The sequence below is a fragment of the Massilia cellulosiltytica genome, assembly GCF_047325105.1.
In the GTDB taxonomy this organism is placed as follows: Bacteria; Pseudomonadota; Gammaproteobacteria; order Burkholderiales; family Burkholderiaceae_D; genus Telluria; species Telluria orientalis.
Map to the genome: position 1 here is coordinate 2859600 of NZ_CP168562.1, position 20232 is coordinate 2879831.

13 protein-coding genes are annotated in these 20232 nt (G+C 67.8%); 4 read left to right on the top strand and 9 right to left on the bottom strand.

The window, feature by feature from the left end:
- From ACEN9H_RS12560 to kdgD, 6 genes are all read right to left on the bottom strand, one after another.
- On the bottom strand, positions 1-2199 hold the full coding sequence (locus tag ACEN9H_RS12560) for an NADP-dependent malic enzyme (protein WP_413675013.1): 2199 nt from the start codon (positions 2197-2199) through the stop codon (positions 1-3).
- 272 nt (positions 2200-2471) lie between these two features.
- On the bottom strand, positions 2472-3089 hold the full coding sequence (locus ACEN9H_RS12565) for a flavin reductase family protein (RefSeq protein WP_413675014.1): 618 nt from the start codon (positions 3087-3089) through the stop codon (positions 2472-2474).
- Between the two features lie 124 nt (positions 3090-3213).
- Positions 3214-4098, bottom strand: a complete 885-nt coding sequence (locus ACEN9H_RS12570) for an SMP-30/gluconolactonase/LRE family protein (protein WP_413675015.1) — start codon at positions 4096-4098, stop codon at positions 3214-3216.
- Positions 4091-5500 carry an MFS transporter gene (locus tag ACEN9H_RS12575; protein WP_056125440.1) on the bottom strand — a complete coding sequence of 470 codons (1410 nt, stop codon included), beginning with the start codon at positions 5498-5500 and terminating at the stop codon, positions 4091-4093. The genes ACEN9H_RS12570 and ACEN9H_RS12575 overlap by 8 nt, the downstream gene beginning before the upstream one ends.
- A 117-nt stretch (positions 5501-5617) precedes the next feature.
- The gene (locus ACEN9H_RS12580; RefSeq protein ID WP_413675016.1) at positions 5618-7198 is read right to left on the bottom strand and encodes an aldehyde dehydrogenase (NADP(+)); all 1581 of its coding nucleotides are present in this window, start codon (positions 7196-7198) and stop codon (positions 5618-5620) included.
- A gap of 33 nt (positions 7199-7231) precedes the next feature.
- On the bottom strand, positions 7232-8143 hold the full coding sequence (gene kdgD, locus ACEN9H_RS12585; RefSeq protein WP_413343899.1) for a 5-dehydro-4-deoxyglucarate dehydratase: 912 nt from the start codon (positions 8141-8143) through the stop codon (positions 7232-7234).
- Positions 8144-8469: 326 nt separating this feature from the next.
- Between kdgD and ACEN9H_RS12590 the strand changes: the two genes are divergently transcribed.
- On the top strand, positions 8470-11412 hold the full coding sequence (locus tag ACEN9H_RS12590) for a TonB-dependent receptor plug domain-containing protein (protein WP_413675017.1): 2943 nt from the start codon (positions 8470-8472) through the stop codon (positions 11410-11412).
- A gap of 203 nt (positions 11413-11615) precedes the next feature.
- Positions 11616-13361, top strand: coding sequence for a methyl-accepting chemotaxis protein (locus ACEN9H_RS12595; protein WP_413675018.1), 1746 nt, complete (start codon positions 11616-11618; stop codon positions 13359-13361).
- On the opposite strand, the gene ACEN9H_RS12600 is transcribed toward ACEN9H_RS12595, so the two are convergent.
- Entirely contained in the window at positions 13362-14111 is a 750-nt protein-coding gene (locus tag ACEN9H_RS12600; RefSeq protein WP_056125448.1) for a FadR/GntR family transcriptional regulator, read from the bottom strand.
- A gap of 217 nt (positions 14112-14328) precedes the next feature.
- Positions 14329-15138, bottom strand: coding sequence for an NAD-dependent epimerase/dehydratase family protein (locus tag ACEN9H_RS12605; protein ID WP_371769273.1), 810 nt, complete (start codon positions 15136-15138; stop codon positions 14329-14331).
- A gap of 190 nt (positions 15139-15328) precedes the next feature.
- Between ACEN9H_RS12605 and ACEN9H_RS12610 the strand changes: the two genes are divergently transcribed.
- Together ACEN9H_RS12610 and ACEN9H_RS12615 are read left to right on the top strand one after the other, a co-directional pair.
- A complete protein-coding gene (locus ACEN9H_RS12610; RefSeq protein WP_413675019.1) occupies positions 15329-18253 on the top strand; it encodes a glycoside hydrolase family 2 protein in 2925 nt (974 codons plus the stop codon).
- A gap of 3 nt (positions 18254-18256) precedes the next feature.
- Positions 18257-18967, top strand: coding sequence for a GntR family transcriptional regulator (locus ACEN9H_RS12615; RefSeq protein ID WP_056125456.1), 711 nt, complete (start codon positions 18257-18259; stop codon positions 18965-18967).
- Here the strand turns inward: ACEN9H_RS12615 and ACEN9H_RS12620 are convergent.
- Entirely contained in the window at positions 18952-20223 is a 1272-nt protein-coding gene (locus ACEN9H_RS12620; RefSeq protein ID WP_413675020.1) for a tetratricopeptide repeat protein, read from the bottom strand. The genes ACEN9H_RS12615 and ACEN9H_RS12620 overlap by 16 nt on opposite strands.
- Positions 20224-20232: the final 9 nt, after the last annotated feature.

A 20232-nucleotide genomic window follows, 5' to 3' on the forward strand; every position in this document is an offset into this window, starting at 1 on the left:
TCAGGCCTCGGCCACGGCCAGCGCCGTCATGTTGACGATGCGGCGCACGGTCGCGCTGGGGCTCAGGATGTGCACGGACTTCGCCGCGCCGAGCAGGATCGGACCGACGGTCACGCCCTTGCCCGACGTGACCTTCAGCACGTTGAACAGGATGTTGGCGGCATCCAGCGACGGCATCACGAGCAGGTTCGCGCTGCCGCCGAAATCGTCCTTCGACTGATAGATGCGGCGGATGTCTTCCGACAGCGCGGCGTCGCCATGGACTTCGCCCAGCACAGGCAGTTCCGGCGCCGATTGCGCGAGCAGGGCGCGCGCGTCGCGCATGCGCTGCGCGGACGGGCGCTGCGACGAGCCGAAGATCGAATGCGACACGAGCGCCGCCTTCGGCTCCAGGCCGAAATGGCGCATCTCCTGCGCGGCCAGCTTCGTGATCGCGGCGAGTTCCTGCGCCGACGGGTTGTCGTTGACGTACGTGTCGGTGATGAACAGGGTCATCTTGTCGAGCACGAGCGCGTTCATCGCGGCCAGCACGTCGGCGCCCGGCGCGAGGCCGATCTCGTTCTTCACGTGCGCGAGGTGGGTGTCGTAGCTGCCCGTCATGCCGCAGATGAGCGAGTCGACCTGGCCGGCGTTCAGCAGGCGCGCGCCTTGCAGCGTCGTGTCGCCTTCCGCCTCGACCAGCGTGTAGTCGACGCCCGCCTTCAGGCGCAGGCCGGACTGCTTGATCGCATTCTCGACGTCGCCCGCGCGGCCGATCAGCACCGGCTTGGCGATGCCTTCGTCGACGACGGTCTGCACGGCGCGCAGCACGCGCGGCTCGCTGCCGTCCGCGAACGCGACGCGCTTCGGCGCGGCCTTGGCCTTCGCGAACACGGGCTTCATGAAGAAGCCGGTGTGGTAGATCATTTCGCCCAGCTTGTCGCGGTAGGCGTCCATGTCGGCGATCGGACGGGTGGCGACGCCCGATGCCTCCGCGGCCTTGGCGACGGCCGGCGCGATGGCGGCGATCAGGCGCGGGTCGAATGGTTTCGGGATGATGTAGTCGGGACCGAAGTTCAGGTCCTGGCCGGCGTAGGCGGCGGCGACGGCGTCATTGGCTTCCGCCTCGGCCAGGTCGGCGATCGCGCTCACGCAGGCGAGCTTCATCTCGTCCGTGATGCGGGTGGCGCCGCAATCGAGCGCGCCGCGGAAGATGTACGGGAAGCACAGCACGTTGTTGACCTGGTTCGGGTAGTCCGAACGGCCGGTCGCGATGATGCAGTCCGGACGGGCGGCCTTCGCCACTTCAGGACGGATCTCCGGTTCCGGATTCGCGAGGGCCAGGATGATCGGGCTGGCGGCCATCGTCTTGACCATGTCGGCGGTCAGCACGCCGGCCGTGGAACAGCCGAGGAACACGTCGGCGCCGTCGACGATGTCCGCCAGCGTGCGCGCGTCGGTCGCCTGCGCGTACCTGGCCTTGTTCGCCTCCATGTTCGCTTCGCGGCCCTGCCAGATCACGCCTTTCGAGTCGGCGACGTAGACGTTCTGCTGCTTCACGCCCAGGCTCACCATCATGTCGAGGCAGGCGATGGCCGCCGCGCCGGCGCCGGACGCCACGAGTTTCACCGATCCGATGTCCTTGCCGACGACCTTCAGCGCGTTGAGGAGCGCGGCGCTGGAGATAATGGCGGTGCCGTGCTGGTCGTCGTGGAAGACGGGGATGTTCATCCGCTCGCGCAGCTTCTTCTCGATGTAGAAGCACTCGGGCGCCTTGATGTCTTCCAGGTTGATGCCGCCGACGGTCGGCTCCAGCATCGCGATCGCATCGACCAGTTTATCGGGATCGTTCTCGGCCAGTTCCAGGTCGAACACGTCGACGCCGGCGAATTTCTTGAACAGACAGCCTTTGCCTTCCATGACGGGCTTCGAGGCCAGCGGGCCGATGTTGCCGAGGCCGAGGACCGCGGTGCCGTTCGAGATCACGGCGACGAGGTTGCCGCGCGAGGTGTAATCGGCGGCGGTGGCGGGGTCCGCGGCGATTTCCTCGCAGGCGTAGGCGACGCCGGGCGAATAGGCGAGCGACAGGTCGCGCTGGTTCGACAGGGGTTTCGTGGCGACGACCTCGATCTTCCCGCGTACCGGACTGCGGTGGTACTCAAGCGCGTCGGCGCGCAACTGGGTGTCTTTAGCCTCGTTCAGGCTGCTTTCGGTACTCATGATTTCTCCTATGCCGCTTTGCGCGGACGATGTTATGGATGCGTTGCGGCCATCCGGCGCACGGCAGGGACCGTGCGGGGAGGCAGGCCGGGACATCCGCCGCGCCCGATCCGGCGGCGGGTGGTGGTGCGCCGCCGTTGCCCGCACGGCGTGGTGGCCGGGGCAGTGCGCGCGCTCCTGGCGCGGGCGCGGACGGGGCGCCGTGTCCACGGCGATACGCGATCATACGTGATCGCGGGCGATGTTGCCTACTTCGCCAGATATTCCGTATATCACTGTGGCCTGAACATCCGGAACAGTTGCTCGGGACCGACCTCGAAATAGTCGGCTGGCCCGCCGGCGCGCAGGATGTGGCCGGCGTGCGCGGTGTCGTACACACCATCCTTCAGCAGCGCGCGGGCTATGTGCACGCCGACGACTTCGCCCAGCACGAGCCAGCTCGGCGCCGGCTGCCCGCCGGCGTCCTGCAGCCGGACGACCTGGGTGAGCTTGCATTCGAACGAGACCGGGGTTTCCGCCACGCGCGGCACGTCCACGAGGCGCGACGGGACGGGCGTGAGGCCGGCCAGCGCGAATTCGTCGACATCGGGCGGCACCATCGCGCAACTGGCATTCATGCGGTCGGCGAGGGCGCGCGTGGCCAGGTTCCAGCAGAACTGGCCCGTTTCCTCGACATTGCGGACGGTGTCCTTGTAGCCGATGCTGGCGAAGCCCACGATCGGCGGCGTGTAGTTGAATGCGTTGAAGAAGCTGTACGGGGCGAGGTTCGGGACGCCGGCGCGGCTTTTCGTGGAGATCCAGCCGATGGGGCGGGGGCCGACGATGGCATTGAAAGGATCGTGCGGCAGGCCGTGGCCGGTGCGTGGTTCGTAGAAATGGATGTCGTTCATACAAGCACGATACCGCATCGGCGTCATCCGTGCAGACGTCGGTCATCTGCAACTAACCGACCTGCGGCGTTCGACTTACCATCGAGTGGGCAGTGATTGATGCCCCGGCATCAATCACCCCAACCTACACGAATGGCACCTCCGGTACGCCGGAAACGCCCGGCCGCACGAGCAGCACTGCACCCGCCAATGCGTCGTCTTCATGCCCCGGCTGCACGATCGACGTGATCAGCAGGGTATCCAGGTCCGGCCCGCCAAAGCAGGGCATCGACGGCTTCGCGACCGGCAGCTTCAGTTCCCGATCCAGCTTCCCGACCGGCGTGAATCGCAGCAGGCTCGCCCCATCATTGCCCGCGACCCAGTAACAGCCGTCGCTGTCCATCGCCGCCCCATCCGGCCGGCCTGCGTACGCGGCCATGTCCACGAGCAGCCGGCGGTTGTGCGGCACGCCCGCGTCGACGTCGTAGTCGAACGTCCACACGCGCCGGCGCGTCGGGTGCGAATCGGACAGGTACATCGTGCGCCCGTCCGGCGACCACGCGAGGCCGTTCTGGGTGACGAGGCCGGAGACGAGCGGCGCCGACAGGCCCGCGCCGTCGTAGCGGTACAGACGCCCGAGCGGCAGCGCGGCCGCCATGTCCATCCACATCGTGCCGCTCCAGAAGCGGCCCTGGCGGTCCGTGCGGCCGTCGTTGAAGCGCATGCCGGGCGCCAGTTCGGGCGGCGCGGCCAGGCGCTCCGCCCGTACCGTGCCGTCGTCCTGCAGGTCGACGGCGAAGATGCCCGTCTCCATGCCGGCGATCAGGCCGCCCGCGGCGCGCGGCGCGATGCAGGCGACCATCTCGGCCGCGGTCCAGTGGCGCGTCGCGCCGGATGCATGGTCCAGGCGCCAGATGCGGCGGGCGGGGATGTCGACCCAGTACCACGCCTGCTCGCCGGCGTGCCAGACGGGGCTTTCGCCCACGGCGCAGCTGACGCCGCGCACGCTTTCCACGATCGCGTCAGGCATGCGCCAGCTCCTCGGGCAGGCGGACCATGTCCTGGGTCGGTACGAGCACCTTCATGATGCCCCACGCGGCCAGGTAGGCCAGCGCGCAGAACGTGAACATGATCATGTAGCCCGTCTGGATCTGGCCTTGCGCGCCGTAGTAGTCGAACAGCATGCCGCCGATCTTCGTCACGAGCACGCCGCCGATGCCGCCCGCCAGGCCGCCGATACCGACCACGGAGGCGACGCAATGGCGCGGGAACAGGTCCGACGTGATCGTCAGCACGTTGGCGGACCACGCCTGGTGGGCGGATGCGCCGACGCCGATCAGGATCACGGGCACCCAGTAGCCCAGGTGGCCCAGCGGCTGCGCCAGCAGCACGACGAGCGGGAAGAACGCGATCAGGAGCATGGCCTTCATGCGGCTGTCGTACGGCGCGCTGCCCTGGCGCATGAAGCGCGACGGCAGCGCGCCGCCGCCGATGCTGCCCACCATCGTCATGCTGTACAGGACGGCCAGCGGCAGCACGAGGTCCGACGTGGCCATGCCGTATTTGTCGGTCAGGTATTTCGGGAGCCAGAACAGGAAGAACCACCAGACGCCGTCCGTCATGAATTTGCCGACGATGAAGGCCCACGTCTGGCGCAGGCCGAGCAGGGTGCGCCAGCTGGGGGCGGGGCCGGTCGCCGCCACCGGCGCCGAACCCGCGTCATCGCTGCGGATGTACTCGAGTTCCGCGCGCGACAGGCGGCGCTGGCGTGCGGGTTCGTCGAACAGGACCGCCCAGAACACGACCCACAGGAAGCCGACGGCGCCGATCCAGACGAATGCGGCCTGCCAGCCCCAGATGGCCGCGATTACCGGCACCGTCAGCGGCGCCAGGATCGCGCCGATGTTGGCGCCGGAGTTGAAGATGCCGGTCGCGAACGAACGCTCGGACTTGGGAAAGTATTCCGCCGTGGCGCGGATCGCGGCCGGGAAGTTGCCCGCTTCGCCGATCGCGAGGATCGTGCGGGCGATGATGAAGCCGAGGACGGAGGCCGGCACGGCAAGCCCGAGCAGCGATTTCAGGCCGTTGCCCAGCTCGATCGAATACGCATGGGCGATGGCGCCGGCCGACCAGATGACGATAGCGAGGACGTACGCGGTCTTGGTGCCGAGGCGGTCCACGACGCGGCCCGCGAACAGCAGGGCGATCGCGTAGATGAACTGGAAGGCGGCGGCGATGTTGGCGTAGTCCGTGTTGGACCAGCCGAATTCCTTCGACAGCGACGGCGCGAGAAGGCTCAGCACCTGGCGGTCGAGGTAGTTGACGGTGGTGGCGAAGAACAGCAGCGCGCAGATGGTCCACCGGTAGTTGCCGCCGGCGGGCCGGGCGGCGGGGCTGGCGACTGCGGCGTCGCCGGTGCGGTTGCGGGTCATGGTCAGGCCTTGTCTATGGTTTTTGCTGACGATCGCTGGCCGGCGTCTCCTCCGGCCATTGCGGGCGGCCGGCACATCGTACCAGCCGCCCATGGGGCACTGCGGTCTACTTCATGATCATTTCGCGAGCTGCAACGTGCCGTCGACCATGCGCGCGAGACCCAGGGGATTGTCGTCGCGCAGGGATTCCGGCAGCAGTTCCGGCGGCACGTCCTGGTAGCACACCGGGCGCAGGAAGCGCTCGATGGCGGTGGCGCCGACGGACGTCGAGCGGCTGTCCGACGTGGCCGGGAACGGGCCGCCGTGCACCATCGCGTGCGACACTTCGACGCCGGTCGGGAAGCCGTTGAACAGCACGCGGCCGGCCTTGCGCTCCAGCGTCGGCAGCAGGTTGCCAGCGAGTTCGCGGTCGGCGGCCGTCGCATGGACGGTGGCCGTCAGCTGGCCTTCCAGGTGGCGCGCCACGGCCAGCATCTCCGCTTCGTCGCGGCAGGCGATGACCAGCGATGCCGGGCCGAAGATTTCTTCGTCCAGCGCCGGGCTGGCGATGTACGTGGCGGCGTCGCAGGCGTACAGCGCGGCCTGCGCGGCGCAGCCGGTGCCTTCAGCGCTGCCCTGGCCGACCAGCTGCACGCCCTCGATGCCGGAGCGGCGGCCGACGGCGTCGACATAGGCCTGGTGGATGCCGGCCGTCAGCATCGTGCCGGCGCCCTTGGCCGCCAGCGCTGCGGCGGCCGACGCGCGGAAGGCGTCGAGGTCCGCGCCGGCGAGGGCGATGACGAGGCCCGGGTTCGTGCAGAACTGGCCCACGCCCATGGTGAGCGAGTCGACGAAGGCGCCGGCCAGTTTCGCGCCGCCCGCGGCGAGGGCGCCCGGCAGCATGAAGACCGGATTGATGCTGCTCATTTCGGCGTAGACGGGGATCGGTTCCTTGCGGGCGTTCGCCGTGCGCACGAGGGCGAGGCCGCCCTGGCGCGAACCGGTGAAGCCGACGGCCTTGATGGCCGGATGCGCCGCCAGCGCCTGGCCGGCCACGCGGCCTTCGCCGATCAGCATCGAGAACACGCCGTCCGGCATGCCGCAGTCTTCGGCCGCCTGGCGCACCGCCTTACCGACCAGTTCCGACGTGCCGAGGTGGGCGCTGTGCGCCTTCACGACGACGGGGCAACCCGCCGCCAGCGCGGATGCGGTGTCGCCGCCGGCGACGGAGAACGCGAGCGGGAAGTTGGAGGCGCCGAACACGGCGACGGGGCCCAGCGGGATCTTGCGCATGCGCAGGTCCGAACGGGGCGGCGTGCGCTGGGGCAGGGCGGAATCGAGCGTCGCGTCGAGGAAGTTCCCGTCGCGCACGACCTTGGCGAACAGGCGCAGCTGGTTGCACGTGCGTCCGCGCTCGCCTTCCAGGCGCGCCGTCGGCAGGCCCGATTCGGCGGAGGCGCGTTCGATCAGCGCGGGGCCGATGTCCATGATGCGGTCGGCGATGGTTTCCAGGAAGCGCGCGCGCAGTTCCAGCGGAAGGTTGCGGTAGGTGTCGAAGGCCTGTTCCGCGAGATTGCAGGCGGCGGCGACGTCGTCTTCCGTCGCGAGGCCGAATTCCGGTTCCATCTGGGCGCGCGTGGCCGGGTTGAAGGCGCGCGTGGTGCCGGCGCTGCCGCGCACGACGCGGCGGCCGATGATCATTTCACCTTGAATCGTCATGTTTTCTCCTTGCTTGTGGTCGTTCTTGTTATTTTATTGGCCGCCCTGGGCGACGATCAGCTTGTGCAGCATGTCGGATTCTTCCGCCGTCAAGTCGGTCAGCGGTGCGCGTACCGGGCCGCCGTCGTGGCCGACGAGGCGGGCACCGGCTTTCACGATCGACACGGCGTAGCCGGCCTTGCGGTTGCGGATCGCCAGGTACGGCAGGAAGAATTCGTCCAGCAGGCGGTTCGTCGTGGCGTGGTCGTCCTTGGCGATCGCGTGGTAGAAATCCATCGCGAGCTTCGGCATGAAGTTGAAGACGGCCGACGAGTACACCGGCACGCCCAGCGCTTTATACGCCGCGGCGTAGACTTCCGCAGTCGGCAGGCCGCCCAGGTAGCTGAAGCGGTCGCCCATGCGGCGCCAGATCGAGACCATCAGTTCGATGTCGCCGATGCCGTCCTTGAAGCCGATCAGGTTGGGGCAGCGGTCGGCCAGCTTTTCCAGCGAGTCCGGCGTGAGGCGGCATTGCGCGCGGTTGTACACGACGACGCCGATCTTGACCGATTTGCAGACGGCTTCCACGTGCGCGACGAGGCCATCCTGGCTCGCTTCGGTCAGGTAGTGCGGCAGCAGCAGCACGCCTTTCGCGCCCAGGCGCTCGGCTTCCTGCGCGAACGCGATCGCGGCGCGGGTCGGGCCGCCGGCGCCGGCAAGGATGGGCACCTTGCCGGCGCACGTGTCGACCGCGGTCTTGATCACCTGCGAGTACTCGTCATGCGTCAGCGAAAAGAATTCGCCGGTGCCGCCGGCCGCGAACAACGCGGTGGCGCCGTACGGGGCGAGCCATTCCAGGCGTTCGATGTAGGTGCTGGGGCGGAAGTTGCCTTCTGCATCGAAGTCGGTGATGGGGAAGGACAGCAGGCCGGACGACATGACTTGCTTGAGTTCTTGCGGATTCATTGGGTCTCCAGGGAAGTACGCGCGGGCGCGATGATGTGTCAACAATTGTCAGTCATCGTACAAGTGGGCCGGCAAAAGGGCAAGCACAAAATTGTCGGGGCTGCATATAGAGTGATATCGATTTTGGCATCGAGCGATTAAAAAAAGTTATTGGACGCATATTTACGATGCGGTCCAAAATGCATTTTACGCAATGATAGCGGTAACAGATAGCGTTATCACCGTGTAAAGCAGAGGCAGCGGACCGGGATGAGGTGAAGAGAGCACCCTGCCGGGCATCGCGGTTCGCAACCGGACCACACCGATAAAACAAAAACGGAGACACCATGCCAAAGCAGTTCCGCAAGACCCTGATCCACCTCGCCGTCGCCAGTGCCTGCGGCGTACTCGCGCTCCCGGGCCATGCCCAGGAGAGCGCCGCCGCTCCCGCCGATCCCGCATCGGCACCCGCACCCGCGCCGGCGGCGGCCGCCCCCCAGGAGGGCGTCAACACCGTCGTCGTCTCCGGCTCGCGCATCGCCGCGCGCGGCTTCAGCCAGCCGACGCCGACGACGACGCTGACGGCCGACGACCTGGCGAAATCCGCCAAGCCGAACCTGTTCAACACGCTGGCCGAACTGCCCGCGCTGCAGGGCAGCACGGGCCGCACCACGTTCACGTACAGCACGTCGAGCGGCGTGCAGGGCCTGTCGTCGCTGTCGCTGCGCGGCCTCGGCACGATCCGCACCCTGACCCTGCTGGATGGCCAGCGCGTCGTCGGCGCGAACGTCACCGGCGTCACGGACGTCAGCCAGTTCCCGCAACTGCTGGTAAAACGCGTGGACGTCGTGACCGGCGGCGCGTCGGCGTCGTACGGTTCCGATGCCGTGGGCGGCGTGGTGAACTTCATCACCGACAAAAAATTCAGCGGCTTCAAGTTCAATGCCGAAGGCGGCATGACGAAGTACCACGACGACAAGAATGGCACCCTGCAGGCCGCGTGGGGCAAGGGCTTCATGAACGACCGCCTGCACGTGACGGCGAGCGGCGAGTTCACGAAGGAGAACGGCATCGATTCGCCGGGCTTCGGCGAAGTCGGCGCGAACGGCCGCAGCTGGTACAAGAACCCGGCGCTCCAGGAATCGACGAAGGCGATGCAGGCCGCCGGCGCGCCGCGCTACAAAAGCATCCAGCACGCGCAGCACATCCAGTATGCGAAGTACGGCCTGATCACGGACGGCCCGCTGAAAGGCACGGCATTCGGTCCGGGCGGCACGCCTTACCCGTTCCAGTACGGGTCGAACTGCGTCGGCAACTTCTGCGTGGGCGGCGACCTGGCGGGCAGCGTGGGCGCGGGCACGAACCTGGCGATGAATTTCAAGCGCCAGGTCGCGTACACGCGCGTCTCCTGGGACCTCGACGCCGATAACGAGATCTACGTGACGGGCAACTGGGCGCAGGTGAAATCCGTGTTCTCGCCGAACCCGGGCGCGGCCAAGCAGGCCAACCTCGGCATCAAGTGCGACAACGCGTACCTGCCGGCGTCGATCGCGGCAGGCTGCGCATCCGGCTATGCGAACGGCGTGATGCAGGTCGGTACGGCGAACGCGGAATTCCCCGCCAATATCTCCGTGCTCCCGACGCGCACGCAGCGCCGCTTCGTGGTCGGCGCGGACGGCCGCTTCACGCTGTTCGGCAAGGACTGGTCGTACGACGCGTACGCGGAACATGGCGAGAACACGACCGTGATCCACGTGCAGGACATCACCCTGAACCGCCGCTACAACTACGCGATCGATGCCGTGCGCGACGCCAGCGGCAACATCGTCTGCCGCGACGCCAACGCGCGCGCCAACGGCTGCCAGCCGATCAACATCTTCGGCGACGTGCCGATCAACATGGCCGGCTGGTCGTACATCGCGCCGCTGAACGGGCCGATGCAGCATACGGATTCGAGCCAGAACGTCGTCAGCGCCAACGTGCACGGCGACGTGGCCGAGGGCTGGGCCGGGCCGATCTCGATGGCCACCGGTTTCGAATGGCGCCGCGAGGACTATTCGGTGGTCGGCGACCCGTACGGCGCCGGCGTGGACCTGCAGTCGCGCTATGGCCCGAGCTATCCGCTCGACACCACGCTGTCGACCGGCGGCGACAACTGGTTCGCGGGGAACTACCACAATGGCCGCGGGGCGTTCAACGTGAAGGAAGCCTACCTCGAGCTCAACATCCCGTTCCTGAAGTCGGCCACGTGGGGCGAGGCGAACCTGAACCTCGCCGACCGCGAAGAGAAATACAGCACCGCCGGCCATGCGAGCGCGTGGAAGATCGGCGCGACGTGGAAGACGCCCGTCGACGGCCTGCGCCTGCGCGCCGTGAGTTCGAAGGACGTGCGCGCGCCGAACCTGTCCGAGCTGTATGCCGCGATGACGGTGACGAACCAGGCCGTCAACAACAACCAGGGTTCGTCCATCCAGATCCAGCAGCGCAACGTGGGCAACCCGGACCTGAAGCCGGAAGTGGCCCGGAACAACTCGTTCGGCATCGTGCTCTCGCAACCCAGCTGGGCGCGCGGCTTCAACCTGTCGGTCGACTACTACGACATCAAGGTCAAGAACGTGATCAACTCGCTGGGCCCCCAGCAGGAGGTCGACCTGTGCTACGCGGGCTACCAGAACGTGTGCAGCGCCGTGTCGATCAACGGTGCGGCCGGCACCAACTACGTGCTGGCGCAGAGCTTCAACTTCGCGTCGCTGCACACGCGCGGCGTCGACATCGAGACGGCGTACCGCACGAACCTGCGTGATTACGGCCTGCCGGGCATGTTCACCTTGCGCGGCATGGCGACGCGCACGATCCACTCGCTGTCCGACCCGGGCGTGCCGGGCACGACGCCGAGCGAGGGCGCGGGCAACATGGCGGGCAGCACGCCGAAATGGAAGGCGCTCTTGACCCAGTCGTGGGACAACGGCAAGCTGGGTCTCAGCCTGACGGAGCGCTGGGTCAGCGCCGGTGTGTTCAGCAATGAGTTCATCGAGTGCCAGACCAACTGCCCGCTGCCGACCGCGGCGCATCCGACGATCTACGACAACCACCTCCCGGGCGCCACGTACGTCGACTTCGGTGCGACGTACACGTTCGCGAAGGACTCGATGTTGTACTTCAAGATCGACAACCTGGCCGACCGCGGTCCGGTGCTCGTGCCGCAGACGAACCTCAGTATCGGTATCAATCCGGCGCTGTATGACGTGATCGGCCGCACCTATCGCGCGGGCGTGCGGATGGCCTTCTGACGGCACGTCGTTCCCGCGAAAGCGGGAATCCATGCTGAAGTGATCAGGATGCTCGGTATGGGTTCCCGCCTGCGCGGGAACGACGCGATTGCTTATTTGGAATTAATGTTGCGCATAAAGAACATATTTCCGAATTTTATGCTTTCCCACTATTTTGTAAGGTGAGTTTTGGATAGATTGTAAATGTCGAGGAGGAGACAACCATGCGGCATCTTACGATCAAACAAACATTCATCACCCTGCTGGCCCTGACCCTGCTCATGGCCGGCCTCATGCTGGCCGCGCTGCAGCGCGTGTCCGTCGCGCAAAGCCGCGCGACGGAGGCGAGCGAGTCGCGCTACCGGTCCTATCTGCTGGCGGACGAATTGCGCCAGAGCTCCGACGACCTCACGCGCCTCGCCCGCACCTACGTGGTCACGGGCGACAGCCGCTACGAACAGCAATACCAGGACATCCTCGCCATCCGCAACGGCACCAGGCCGCGGCCCGCGCATTACGAGCGCATCTACTGGGATCTCGTCGCGGGCGGCGTCGCGGTGCCGCCCGCGAGCGGCCAGGCGGTCCCGCTGCAGGAACTGATGCGCAAGGCCGGCTTCAGCGAACAGGAATTCGCCAAGCTGCAGGAGGCGCAGGACGTGTCCGACGCGCTCGTCAAGACCGAAGTCGCCGCGATGAACGCCGTGAAAGGCCTGTTCGACGACGGCCGCGGCGGTTTTACCCGCAAGGACGAACCGAACGCGGAGTTCGCACGGACGATCATGCACGACGCCGCTTACCACCGCAACAAGGCGCGCATCATGGTGCCGCTGAACGACTTCCTGCGCCTGCTGGACGAGCGCACCGGCGCCGCCGTCGCCGACGCGCACCAGGCCACCGGCAGCGCGATGACGGCCGCCATCGCGCTGATGGTGCTGTCGCTCGTGTCGACGACCGCCGCCCTGTACATGGTCTACCGCTACATCATGCGCAACCTGAACAAGGCCGTCGCCGCGGCCGACCGCATCGCCGCCGGCGACCTGTCGGGCGAGGTCGTCGTGGAGTTCGACGACGAGGTGGGCCGGCTGCTGGGGGCCATCGCCACCATCAACGGCAACCTGCACGACATGCTGGCCAGGATCCGCACGAGCACGGAAAACATGGCGACGGCGACGGATGAAATCGCGACCGGCAATGCCGACCTGTCGGCGCGCACGGAAGCGCAGGCCGGATCGCTGGAGGAGAGCGCCAGCGCGATGGAGACGCTGACCGGGACCGTCCAGCGCAACGCGGCCAATGCGCAGAACGCCAACGACCTGGCGGCGCGCGCGTCCACGGTCGCCGTCAAGGGCGGCGACGTGATGACGCAGGTGGTGTCGACGATGGGTCATATCAAGGATGGCTCGGCACGCATCGCCGACATCATCGGCGTCATCGACAGCATCGCGTTCCAGACCAACATCCTCGCGCTGAACGCGGCCGTGGAAGCGGCGCGGGCCGGGGAGCAGGGGCGCGGTTTCGCGGTGGTGGCCGCGGAGGTGCGCGCGCTGGCGCAGCGCAGCGCGGGCGCGGCCAAGGAGATCAAGGACCTGATCAACGCGTCCGTGCACAGCGTGGACACGGGCAGCCGCCTCGTCGACGAAGCGGGCAGCACGATGGACGAGATCATGGATGCCATCCGCCAGGTGTCCGGCATCCTCGGCGACATCGCCCGCGCCAGCGCGGAGCAGGGTCACGGCATCGCGGAAGTGAGCAGCGCCGTGCACCAGATGGACGGCATCACGCAGCAGAATGCGGCGCTCGTCGAAGAGGCCGCGGCGGCGGCGCACAGCCTGAAGGAGCAGGCGCAGGCACTGCTGGAGGCCGTGAGCATCTTCACGCTGGAACGGGTGCCGGCGGCCGCGTCCGTCCATCCGGCGCTGGCCGGCGCGCCGCGCCGCAGCGCGCAGGTGGTGGCGCTGCAGTACCGCTGATCAGGTACGCGGCTGGTCCTGCAGCCGCTGCTGCGCTTCCCGCAGCCGTTCGCGGCTGTTCGAGAGGTGGGTGCGCATCGCGGCGCGGGCCGCTTCCGGGTCGCGCCGCAGGATCGCTTTATAGATGTCCTCGTGCTCGCGGTTCACGCGTTCGAGGTAGTCGGCCGGCTTGTCTTCGCCGAGACCCGGGGTGTTGAGGCGGGCGCGCGGAATGATCGCGCTGCCCAGCTGGCCCAGCAGCTCGACGAAATAGCGGTTGTCCGTCGCCTCCGCGATGAGCTGGTGGAAGCGCACGTCGGCCTCGACCGAGGTGCGGCCATTCTCGAGCGCGCGCTGCATTTCGCCCAGCGCCTGGCCCATCTGCGCCACCTGTTCCTCGGTGCGGCGCGACGCGGCCAGCCACGCGGCCTCGGTCTCCATGCTGATGCGCAGTTCCAGGATCGCGAGCACGTCGCGCACCGTCACCACGCTATCCGTGCCGATGCCGAGCGTGGTCGCGGGCGGTTCCAGCACGAAGGTGCCGATGCCGTGGCGCGTCTGCACGAGGCCCCCCGCCTGCAGCTGCGAGATCGCCTCGCGCACCACCGTGCGGCTCACGCCGTACTCTTCCATGATCGCGGCTTCCGGCGGCAGCTTGTCGCCCGGATTGAACTCGGAGCGGCGGATGCGCGCGCTCAATTCTTCCACGACGCCCTGGGCGAGGTTGCGGTATTTTTTGCGGGCGGGCAGCAGGGCGGTCGGCGAGTTCATGCGGGCGTTGTGTACAGTGGGTCCAGGCTACAGATTATAGCTGTGCGGACTCACTTGTCTGACAAGTCTGCGAAAAAATAAACAACCGTCGTCCCCGCGCAGGCGGGGACCCAAGTTTTCTGCGCAGCCGGAACCTGGGCCCCTGCCTGGCGCAGGGGAGACGGTGTGGTCGGACGTCAGACGACATCCGGCGTGCCGACGCGCGCCGGCGGGCCTGTTACGGGCGGTATTTCGGCCCGTTGTGCAGGAACACGCCGCCCTGGTAGAAGGTCGCGATGTCGTCCGCAGGCGGATACTGGACTTCCGCCGGCAGCTTGTCCGCGAACTGCTGCGAGCTGTCCTTCGGCTTGTAGCGCAGGAAGGCGGCGTGGCGGTCGTCCCACCAGCGGCCCTCGTTGTCCGAGATGCCGAACGTGATCGTGTGGCCCACGCGCGGCGTCGTCAGCGAGCGGTGCAGCAGCTGCACCAGGTCGTCGAGCGACAGCCAGGTGACCAGCTGGCGGTAGTTCGTCGCCTCCGGCCAGCAGTAGCCGATGCGGATGCAGACGGTCTCCACGCCGAAACGGTCCCAGTAATAGCGCGACAGCGTCTCGCCGAACACTTTCGATACGCCGTAATAGCCGTCCGCGCGCGGGGGCATCGTGGCGTCGACGAGGTCCGTCGTCTTGTACATACCCATCGTGTGGTTCGTGCTGGCGAAGACGACGCGGCGGATGCCCAGCTTGTGCACGGCTTCGTACAGGTTGACCATGCCGAGGATGTTGGCCTGCATGATCGGCGCCCATTCCTCTTCGGTGGAGATGCCGCCGAAGTGCAGGATGGCGTCGACGCCTTCGCACATGCGCATGACGGCGTCGCGGTCGCCCAGGTCGCACAGGACGATTTCCTCGTGCGGCGCGGCCGGGCCGAAGTCGGCCACGTCGGAAAGGCGCACGATGTCGGCGAATTCGTGCAGGCGCTCGCGCAGGCGGCGGCCCAGGTTACCGGCGGCGCCGGTGAACAGGATGCGTTTGAATGGTTTCGTCATTTGTAGTCGTTGATACGGGAAGGGAAAAGCGGCACGGGAACAAGCCCGCCTGCCGCAATGCTAACAGCGTTCCCGGCCCGTTGGCCAGTCCGGACCAACGCTCATCGTGTTGAGTAATTGGCCAGGGCACGAAAAAGTCGAATACTGGACTGCTAGTATTTTAGCGACATCCACCCCGATACCGACCTTAATGAACCCACGTCTTGCCTTGCTGCTGGCGCTCGCCGCCGCCGTCCCCGCGCATGCCGCGCGCGCCCTGTACGATTTCAATCCCGGCTGGAAGCTGACGGTCGGGGACCCGGCAGACGCCGCGCGTCCCGCCTTCGACGACAGCGGCTGGAAGGCCGTCAGCCTCCCGCACGCCTGGAACGAGGACGATGCCTTCCGCAAGGACATCGCCGACTTGTCGACGGGCATCGCCTGGTATCGCAAGCATTTCAGGGTGCCCGGCCTGAAGCCCGGCCAGAAGGTGTTCCTCGAATTCGAAGGCGCGCGGCAGGCCGCCGAAATCTTCGTCAACGGCAGGCGCGTGGCGCTGCACGAGAACGGCATCAATGCGTTCGGCGTCGAGATCGCGGCGGCGCTCGTCGACGGCGACAACGTCGTGGCCGTCCGCACGGACAACAGCTGGGACTACCGCGAGCAGGCGACGGGCCAGCGTTACCAGTGGAACGACAAGAACTTCTTCGCGAACTACGGCGGCCTGCCGAAGAACGTGCGGCTGCACGTCACGGAACCCGTGTACCAGACCTTGCCCCTGTACGGGAGCCTCGGCACGACCGGCGTGTACGTATATGCGCGCGACTTCGACATCCCGCACCGCAAGGCCACCATCGCGGCAGAGTCGCAGGTGCGCAACGATTCCCCGAAGGCGCACCGGGTCGCGTACGAGGTCGAGCTGCGCGACAAGGACGGCAGGCGCGTCGCGCACTTCGGCGCGCCCGCGCAGGCGATCGCGCCCGGCGCCACCGTCACGTTGAAAGCCGGAGCGCCCGTCGCGGGCCTGAATTTCTGGAGCTGGGGCTACGGCTACCTGTACGACGTCGTGACGACCCTGAAGGTCGACGGCAAGCCGCTCGATGCGGTCACGACCCGCACGGGCTTTCGCAAGACGGCGTTCCGCAACGGGATGATCGAATTGAACGACCGCGTGATCCAGGTCCACGGTTATGCGCAGCGCACGACGAACGAATGGCCGGCGGTGGGCAGCGCCGTGCCGGCGTGGCTGTCCGATTACAGCAATGGCCTGGCGCTGGCCAGCAATGCGAACCTGATCCGCTGGATGCACGTGACGCCGTGGAAGCAGGACGTGGAATCGCTCGACCGCCTCGGAATGATGGAGGCGATGCCGGCCGGCGACTCGGAAGGGGACGTGAAGGACCGCCGCTGGGAGCAGCGCCTCGACGTCATGCGCGATGCCATCGTCTACAACCGCAACAACCCGAGCATCGTGTTCTACGAAAGCGGCAACAAGGGCGTCAGTGCGGACCACATGCGCGCGATGAAGGCGCTGCGCGACGAATTCGACCCGGATGGCGGCCGCGCGGCCGGCAGCCGCGAGATGCTGAGCCAGGCGTTGCAGCACGTCGCGGAATACGGTGGCGAGATGCTGTACATAAACAAGAGCGCGGGCATGCCGATGTGGGCGATGGAGTATGCGCGCGACGAGGCGCTGCGCAAGTACTGGGATGAGCTCTCTCCGCCGTACCACAGGGACGGCGACGGGCCGCCGCACAAGGGCCAGGACGCGAGCGTCTACAACCGCAACCAGGACAGCTTCGCCATCGAGGACGTCCAGCGCTGGTACGACTACTGGCGCGAGCGTCCCGGCACCGGCACCCGCGTGTCGAGCGGCGGCGTGAACATCGTGTTCTCCGATTCGAACACGCACCACCGCGGCGCCGAGAACTACCGCCGCAGCGGCGAAGTCGACGCCATGCGCATCGCGAAGGATGCGTTCTACGCGCACCAGGTCATGTGGGACGGCTGGGTCGACGTGGAGCATCCGCGCGCCCACATCGCCGGGCACTGGAACTACCCGGCGGGCACCGTCAAGCCGGTGACGGTCGTCTCCAGTGCGGACCACGTAAAACTGTTCCTGAACGGGAAGGAGGTCGGGCCGGCCGTACAGAGCGCGCGCTTCCTGTTCACGTTCGACAGGGTGGCGTGGGCGGCGGGCGAACTGAAGGCGGTCGGCTACGACGCGCAGGGCAAACCCGTGTGCGAGACGACGCTGGCCACCGCCGGCGCGCCCGTCGCGTTGAAACTGACGCCCATCGTGTCGCCGCAGGGGCTGCGTGCCGATGGCGCCGACATGGCCCTCGTGCAGGTGGAAGTCGTCGACGCCGCCGGGCGCCGCCATCCGCTCGCGCTGGACATGGTCGACTTCGACGTGCAGGGCCCGGCCGAATGGCGCGGCGGCATCGCCCAGGGGCCGGACAATTACATCCTCTCTCGCGCGCTGCCGGTGGAGGGCGGCGTCAATCGGGTGTTGCTGCGCACGACACCGCGGGCGGGGCGCATCGTCATCCGGGCCCGCGCGCAAGGCCTGGCGCCGGCCGAGGTGGCGCTGGAGTCGAAGCCGGTGCCTTCGAAGGATGGCCTCGCGGCCTTGCCGCCCATGCCGCCCGTTCACCTGGACCGCGGACCGACGCCCGCCACGCCCTCGTTCACGGTGTCGCGCGTGGCCGTGCCGGTGACCGCCAGCGATGCGCCGGACGGGATCAAGTCCTACGATGACGACGAGACCACCGCGTGGACGAGCCAGGCCGGCGCCACGCCCGCGATCACGTACACGCTCGCGCGGCCAGCGCGGCTGGCGCAAGTCGTGCTGAAACTGACGGGCTGGCGCGAGCGCAGCTATCCGCTCAAGGTCTATGTCGATGGCCGGGAAGCATGGAGCGGCCTGACGCCGAAGAGCCTCGGCTACGTCACGCTGCCGTTGCAACCCGTGCAGGGCCGCACCGTGCGCATCGAGCTGGCCGGTCGGGCGGAAGAGGGCGGCGGCATCAAGCTGACGGAGGTCGCCCACCAGGCGAATACGGCGACGGGAACGAAAGACGTGTCGACGGCCGTGCTGTCCATCGTCGAGGCGGAATTCTACGAAAGGCCCTGAGCGATGAGCGCCCTCGACATCCCGTTTCGCCTGGACCGCTCGCGCAACGCGACCGTGCAGGTGTTCGAGCACCTGCGCGCGCAGATCGTGAGCCTTGCCCTGCAACCCGGCGCCGTGCTGGCGCGGCCGGCATTGTGCGAGTACTTCCAGCTGTCGCAAAGCCCCATCCGCGAAGCGCTGCTGCGGCTGGAAGAAGAGCGCCTCGTCGACATCTACCCGCAGCACCAGACGCGCGTGCGGCCCATCGACCTCGCGGCCGCGCGCCAGGCGCATTTCTTCCGCCTGTCGGTGGAACTGGAAATCGCGTGGGTGCTAGCGCGCCAGCCCCGCCCGGACCTGGGCAAGGCGCTGCAGGACCTCGTCGCGCGCCAGCGCGGCTGCCTCGAAGCGGGCGACCTGGAGAGCTTCACACGCATCGACATGGATTTCCACCTGCGCATGTACGAAGCGTCCGAGCTGCCGGACCTGTGGTCCATGATGCGCCGCTGCAGCGGCAACCTGGACCGGCTGCGGCGCCTGCACCTGCCGTTGAACGGCAAGGCACGGTCGATCCTGCAGCAGCACGGCCAGATCGCGCGCTGCATCGGGCAGGGCGACGCGGCTGGCGCCCAGCGGGCCGTGCGCCAGCACCTGGCGGGCACCCTGCAGGCGCTGGACGTGCTGCGCGCCCGCTTTCCCGGCATGATGCTGCCGGCGGACTACGAGCCGGCCTGACCGTGCGGCGGGTGCAGCACGGTGTCGGCGCGCTTGCGTTCGTCGGCCGTCAGCGTGGGCGCCAGTGCCTGCAGCGCGGCCGCCGCGCGATCGTGGCCGGCCTGGCGGGCCAGGTCGAACATCACGTAGGCGGTGGCCGGATCCCTGGCGCCGCCTTCGCCGTGCGCGGCCATCGCGCCCAGGTTGAACATGGCGTCGGGCTGGCCCTGGCGCGCCGCCGCCGCGAACCAGCGGCGCGCGGTGGCGAGGTCCTTGCCGACGACCTCGCCGCTGTAGAAATAGGTGCCGAGCGCGAACCGGGCATCGGGGTCGCCCTTCAGGGCCGCCTCCTTGTAGTACACGATGGCTTTCGCGGGATCGGCCGGCACGCCTTCGCCCAGGTCGTGCATCCGTCCGGCCGCGAACAGGGCGGCGGGAATGCCGGCGCGCGCGGCGGCTTCGAAATACGCGCCCGCCAGTTTCAGGTCGCGCGGGACGCCGTCGGCCGTGTAGTAAGCGAGTCCCAGCAGGTATTGCGCCGGGGCGTAGCCATAGCCGGCCGCCTTTTCGTACCACGCGCGGGCCTTGTCCGGATCGCGTGCGACGCCGATGCCGCGGTCGTACATGCGTGCCAGCATGAAGGCGGCGTCGATGCGGGGCGCCAGCAGGTCGGAGCGGGCGGGGTCGTACGGCTTGTGGTCCACCTTTTCCAGCCACGCGACAGCCTGCGCGCCATTCTTCGCCGTCCCGAGTCCGTACAGGTGCATCCGCGCCAGCATCAGCGCCGCGTCGTCGTAGCCGATCTTCGTCCATGCGGTGCCGAACATGTCCAGTGCGCGCGCGTAGTCCTTGTTGTCGAAGGCTTCGTAGCCCAGCGCGAGCGTCCTGTCGTTGCGGACGATGCGGTTGCGGCCCGCCGCGAAGTGCCAGTCTGCGCCGCGGCAGCCGGTGCTCCGGGCGATGGCGGATGGCATCCTCGACACGTCGCCGTCCGGCGCCAGGTCCGAGGCGCGCGGGACGTCGTTCGACAGGCTGTCGTCCAGGCCGAAGTCGCGCATGTACGCGGTCGTCACCGGATCGTAGGCGGGATTGTACGGGTCCATGAACGCGCACGACGACGCGGACCGGCCGTTCAGGATGCGGTCCTTCGCCGCGTTGATCGCATGGGGATCGCCGGCCCGCGCGCGGGCACCGTTCACGGTCACGGTGTCCGTCTGCGCCTGGACGGACGACGCCAGTACGACCGAGAGCAGGGCGGGGATGATGGTTGGCTTCATCGTGTCTCC

Excerpts from the sequence above, each read along its gene's own strand:
- ACEN9H_RS12560 (WP_413675013.1), bottom strand. The coding sequence starts at position 2,199 with ATGAGTACCGAAAGCAGCCTGAACGAGGCTAAAGACACCCAGTTGCGC.
- ACEN9H_RS12565 (WP_413675014.1), bottom strand. The coding sequence starts at position 3,089 with ATGAACGACATCCATTTCTACGAACCACGCACCGGCCACGGCCTGCCG.
- ACEN9H_RS12570 (WP_413675015.1), bottom strand. The coding sequence starts at position 4,098 with ATGCCTGACGCGATCGTGGAAAGCGTGCGCGGCGTCAGCTGCGCCGTG.
- ACEN9H_RS12575 (WP_056125440.1), bottom strand. The coding sequence starts at position 5,500 with ATGACCCGCAACCGCACCGGCGACGCCGCAGTCGCCAGCCCCGCCGCC.
- ACEN9H_RS12580 (WP_413675016.1), bottom strand. The coding sequence starts at position 7,198 with ATGACGATTCAAGGTGAAATGATCATCGGCCGCCGCGTCGTGCGCGGC.
- kdgD (WP_413343899.1), bottom strand. The coding sequence starts at position 8,143 with ATGAATCCGCAAGAACTCAAGCAAGTCATGTCGTCCGGCCTGCTGTCC.
- ACEN9H_RS12590 (WP_413675017.1), top strand. The coding sequence starts at position 8,470 with ATGCCAAAGCAGTTCCGCAAGACCCTGATCCACCTCGCCGTCGCCAGT.
- ACEN9H_RS12595 (WP_413675018.1), top strand. The coding sequence starts at position 11,616 with ATGCGGCATCTTACGATCAAACAAACATTCATCACCCTGCTGGCCCTG.
- ACEN9H_RS12600 (WP_056125448.1), bottom strand. The coding sequence starts at position 14,111 with ATGAACTCGCCGACCGCCCTGCTGCCCGCCCGCAAAAAATACCGCAAC.
- ACEN9H_RS12605 (WP_371769273.1), bottom strand. The coding sequence starts at position 15,138 with ATGACGAAACCATTCAAACGCATCCTGTTCACCGGCGCCGCCGGTAAC.
- ACEN9H_RS12610 (WP_413675019.1), top strand. The coding sequence starts at position 15,329 with ATGAACCCACGTCTTGCCTTGCTGCTGGCGCTCGCCGCCGCCGTCCCC.
- ACEN9H_RS12615 (WP_056125456.1), top strand. The coding sequence starts at position 18,257 with ATGAGCGCCCTCGACATCCCGTTTCGCCTGGACCGCTCGCGCAACGCG.
- ACEN9H_RS12620 (WP_413675020.1), bottom strand. The coding sequence starts at position 20,223 with ATGAAGCCAACCATCATCCCCGCCCTGCTCTCGGTCGTACTGGCGTCG.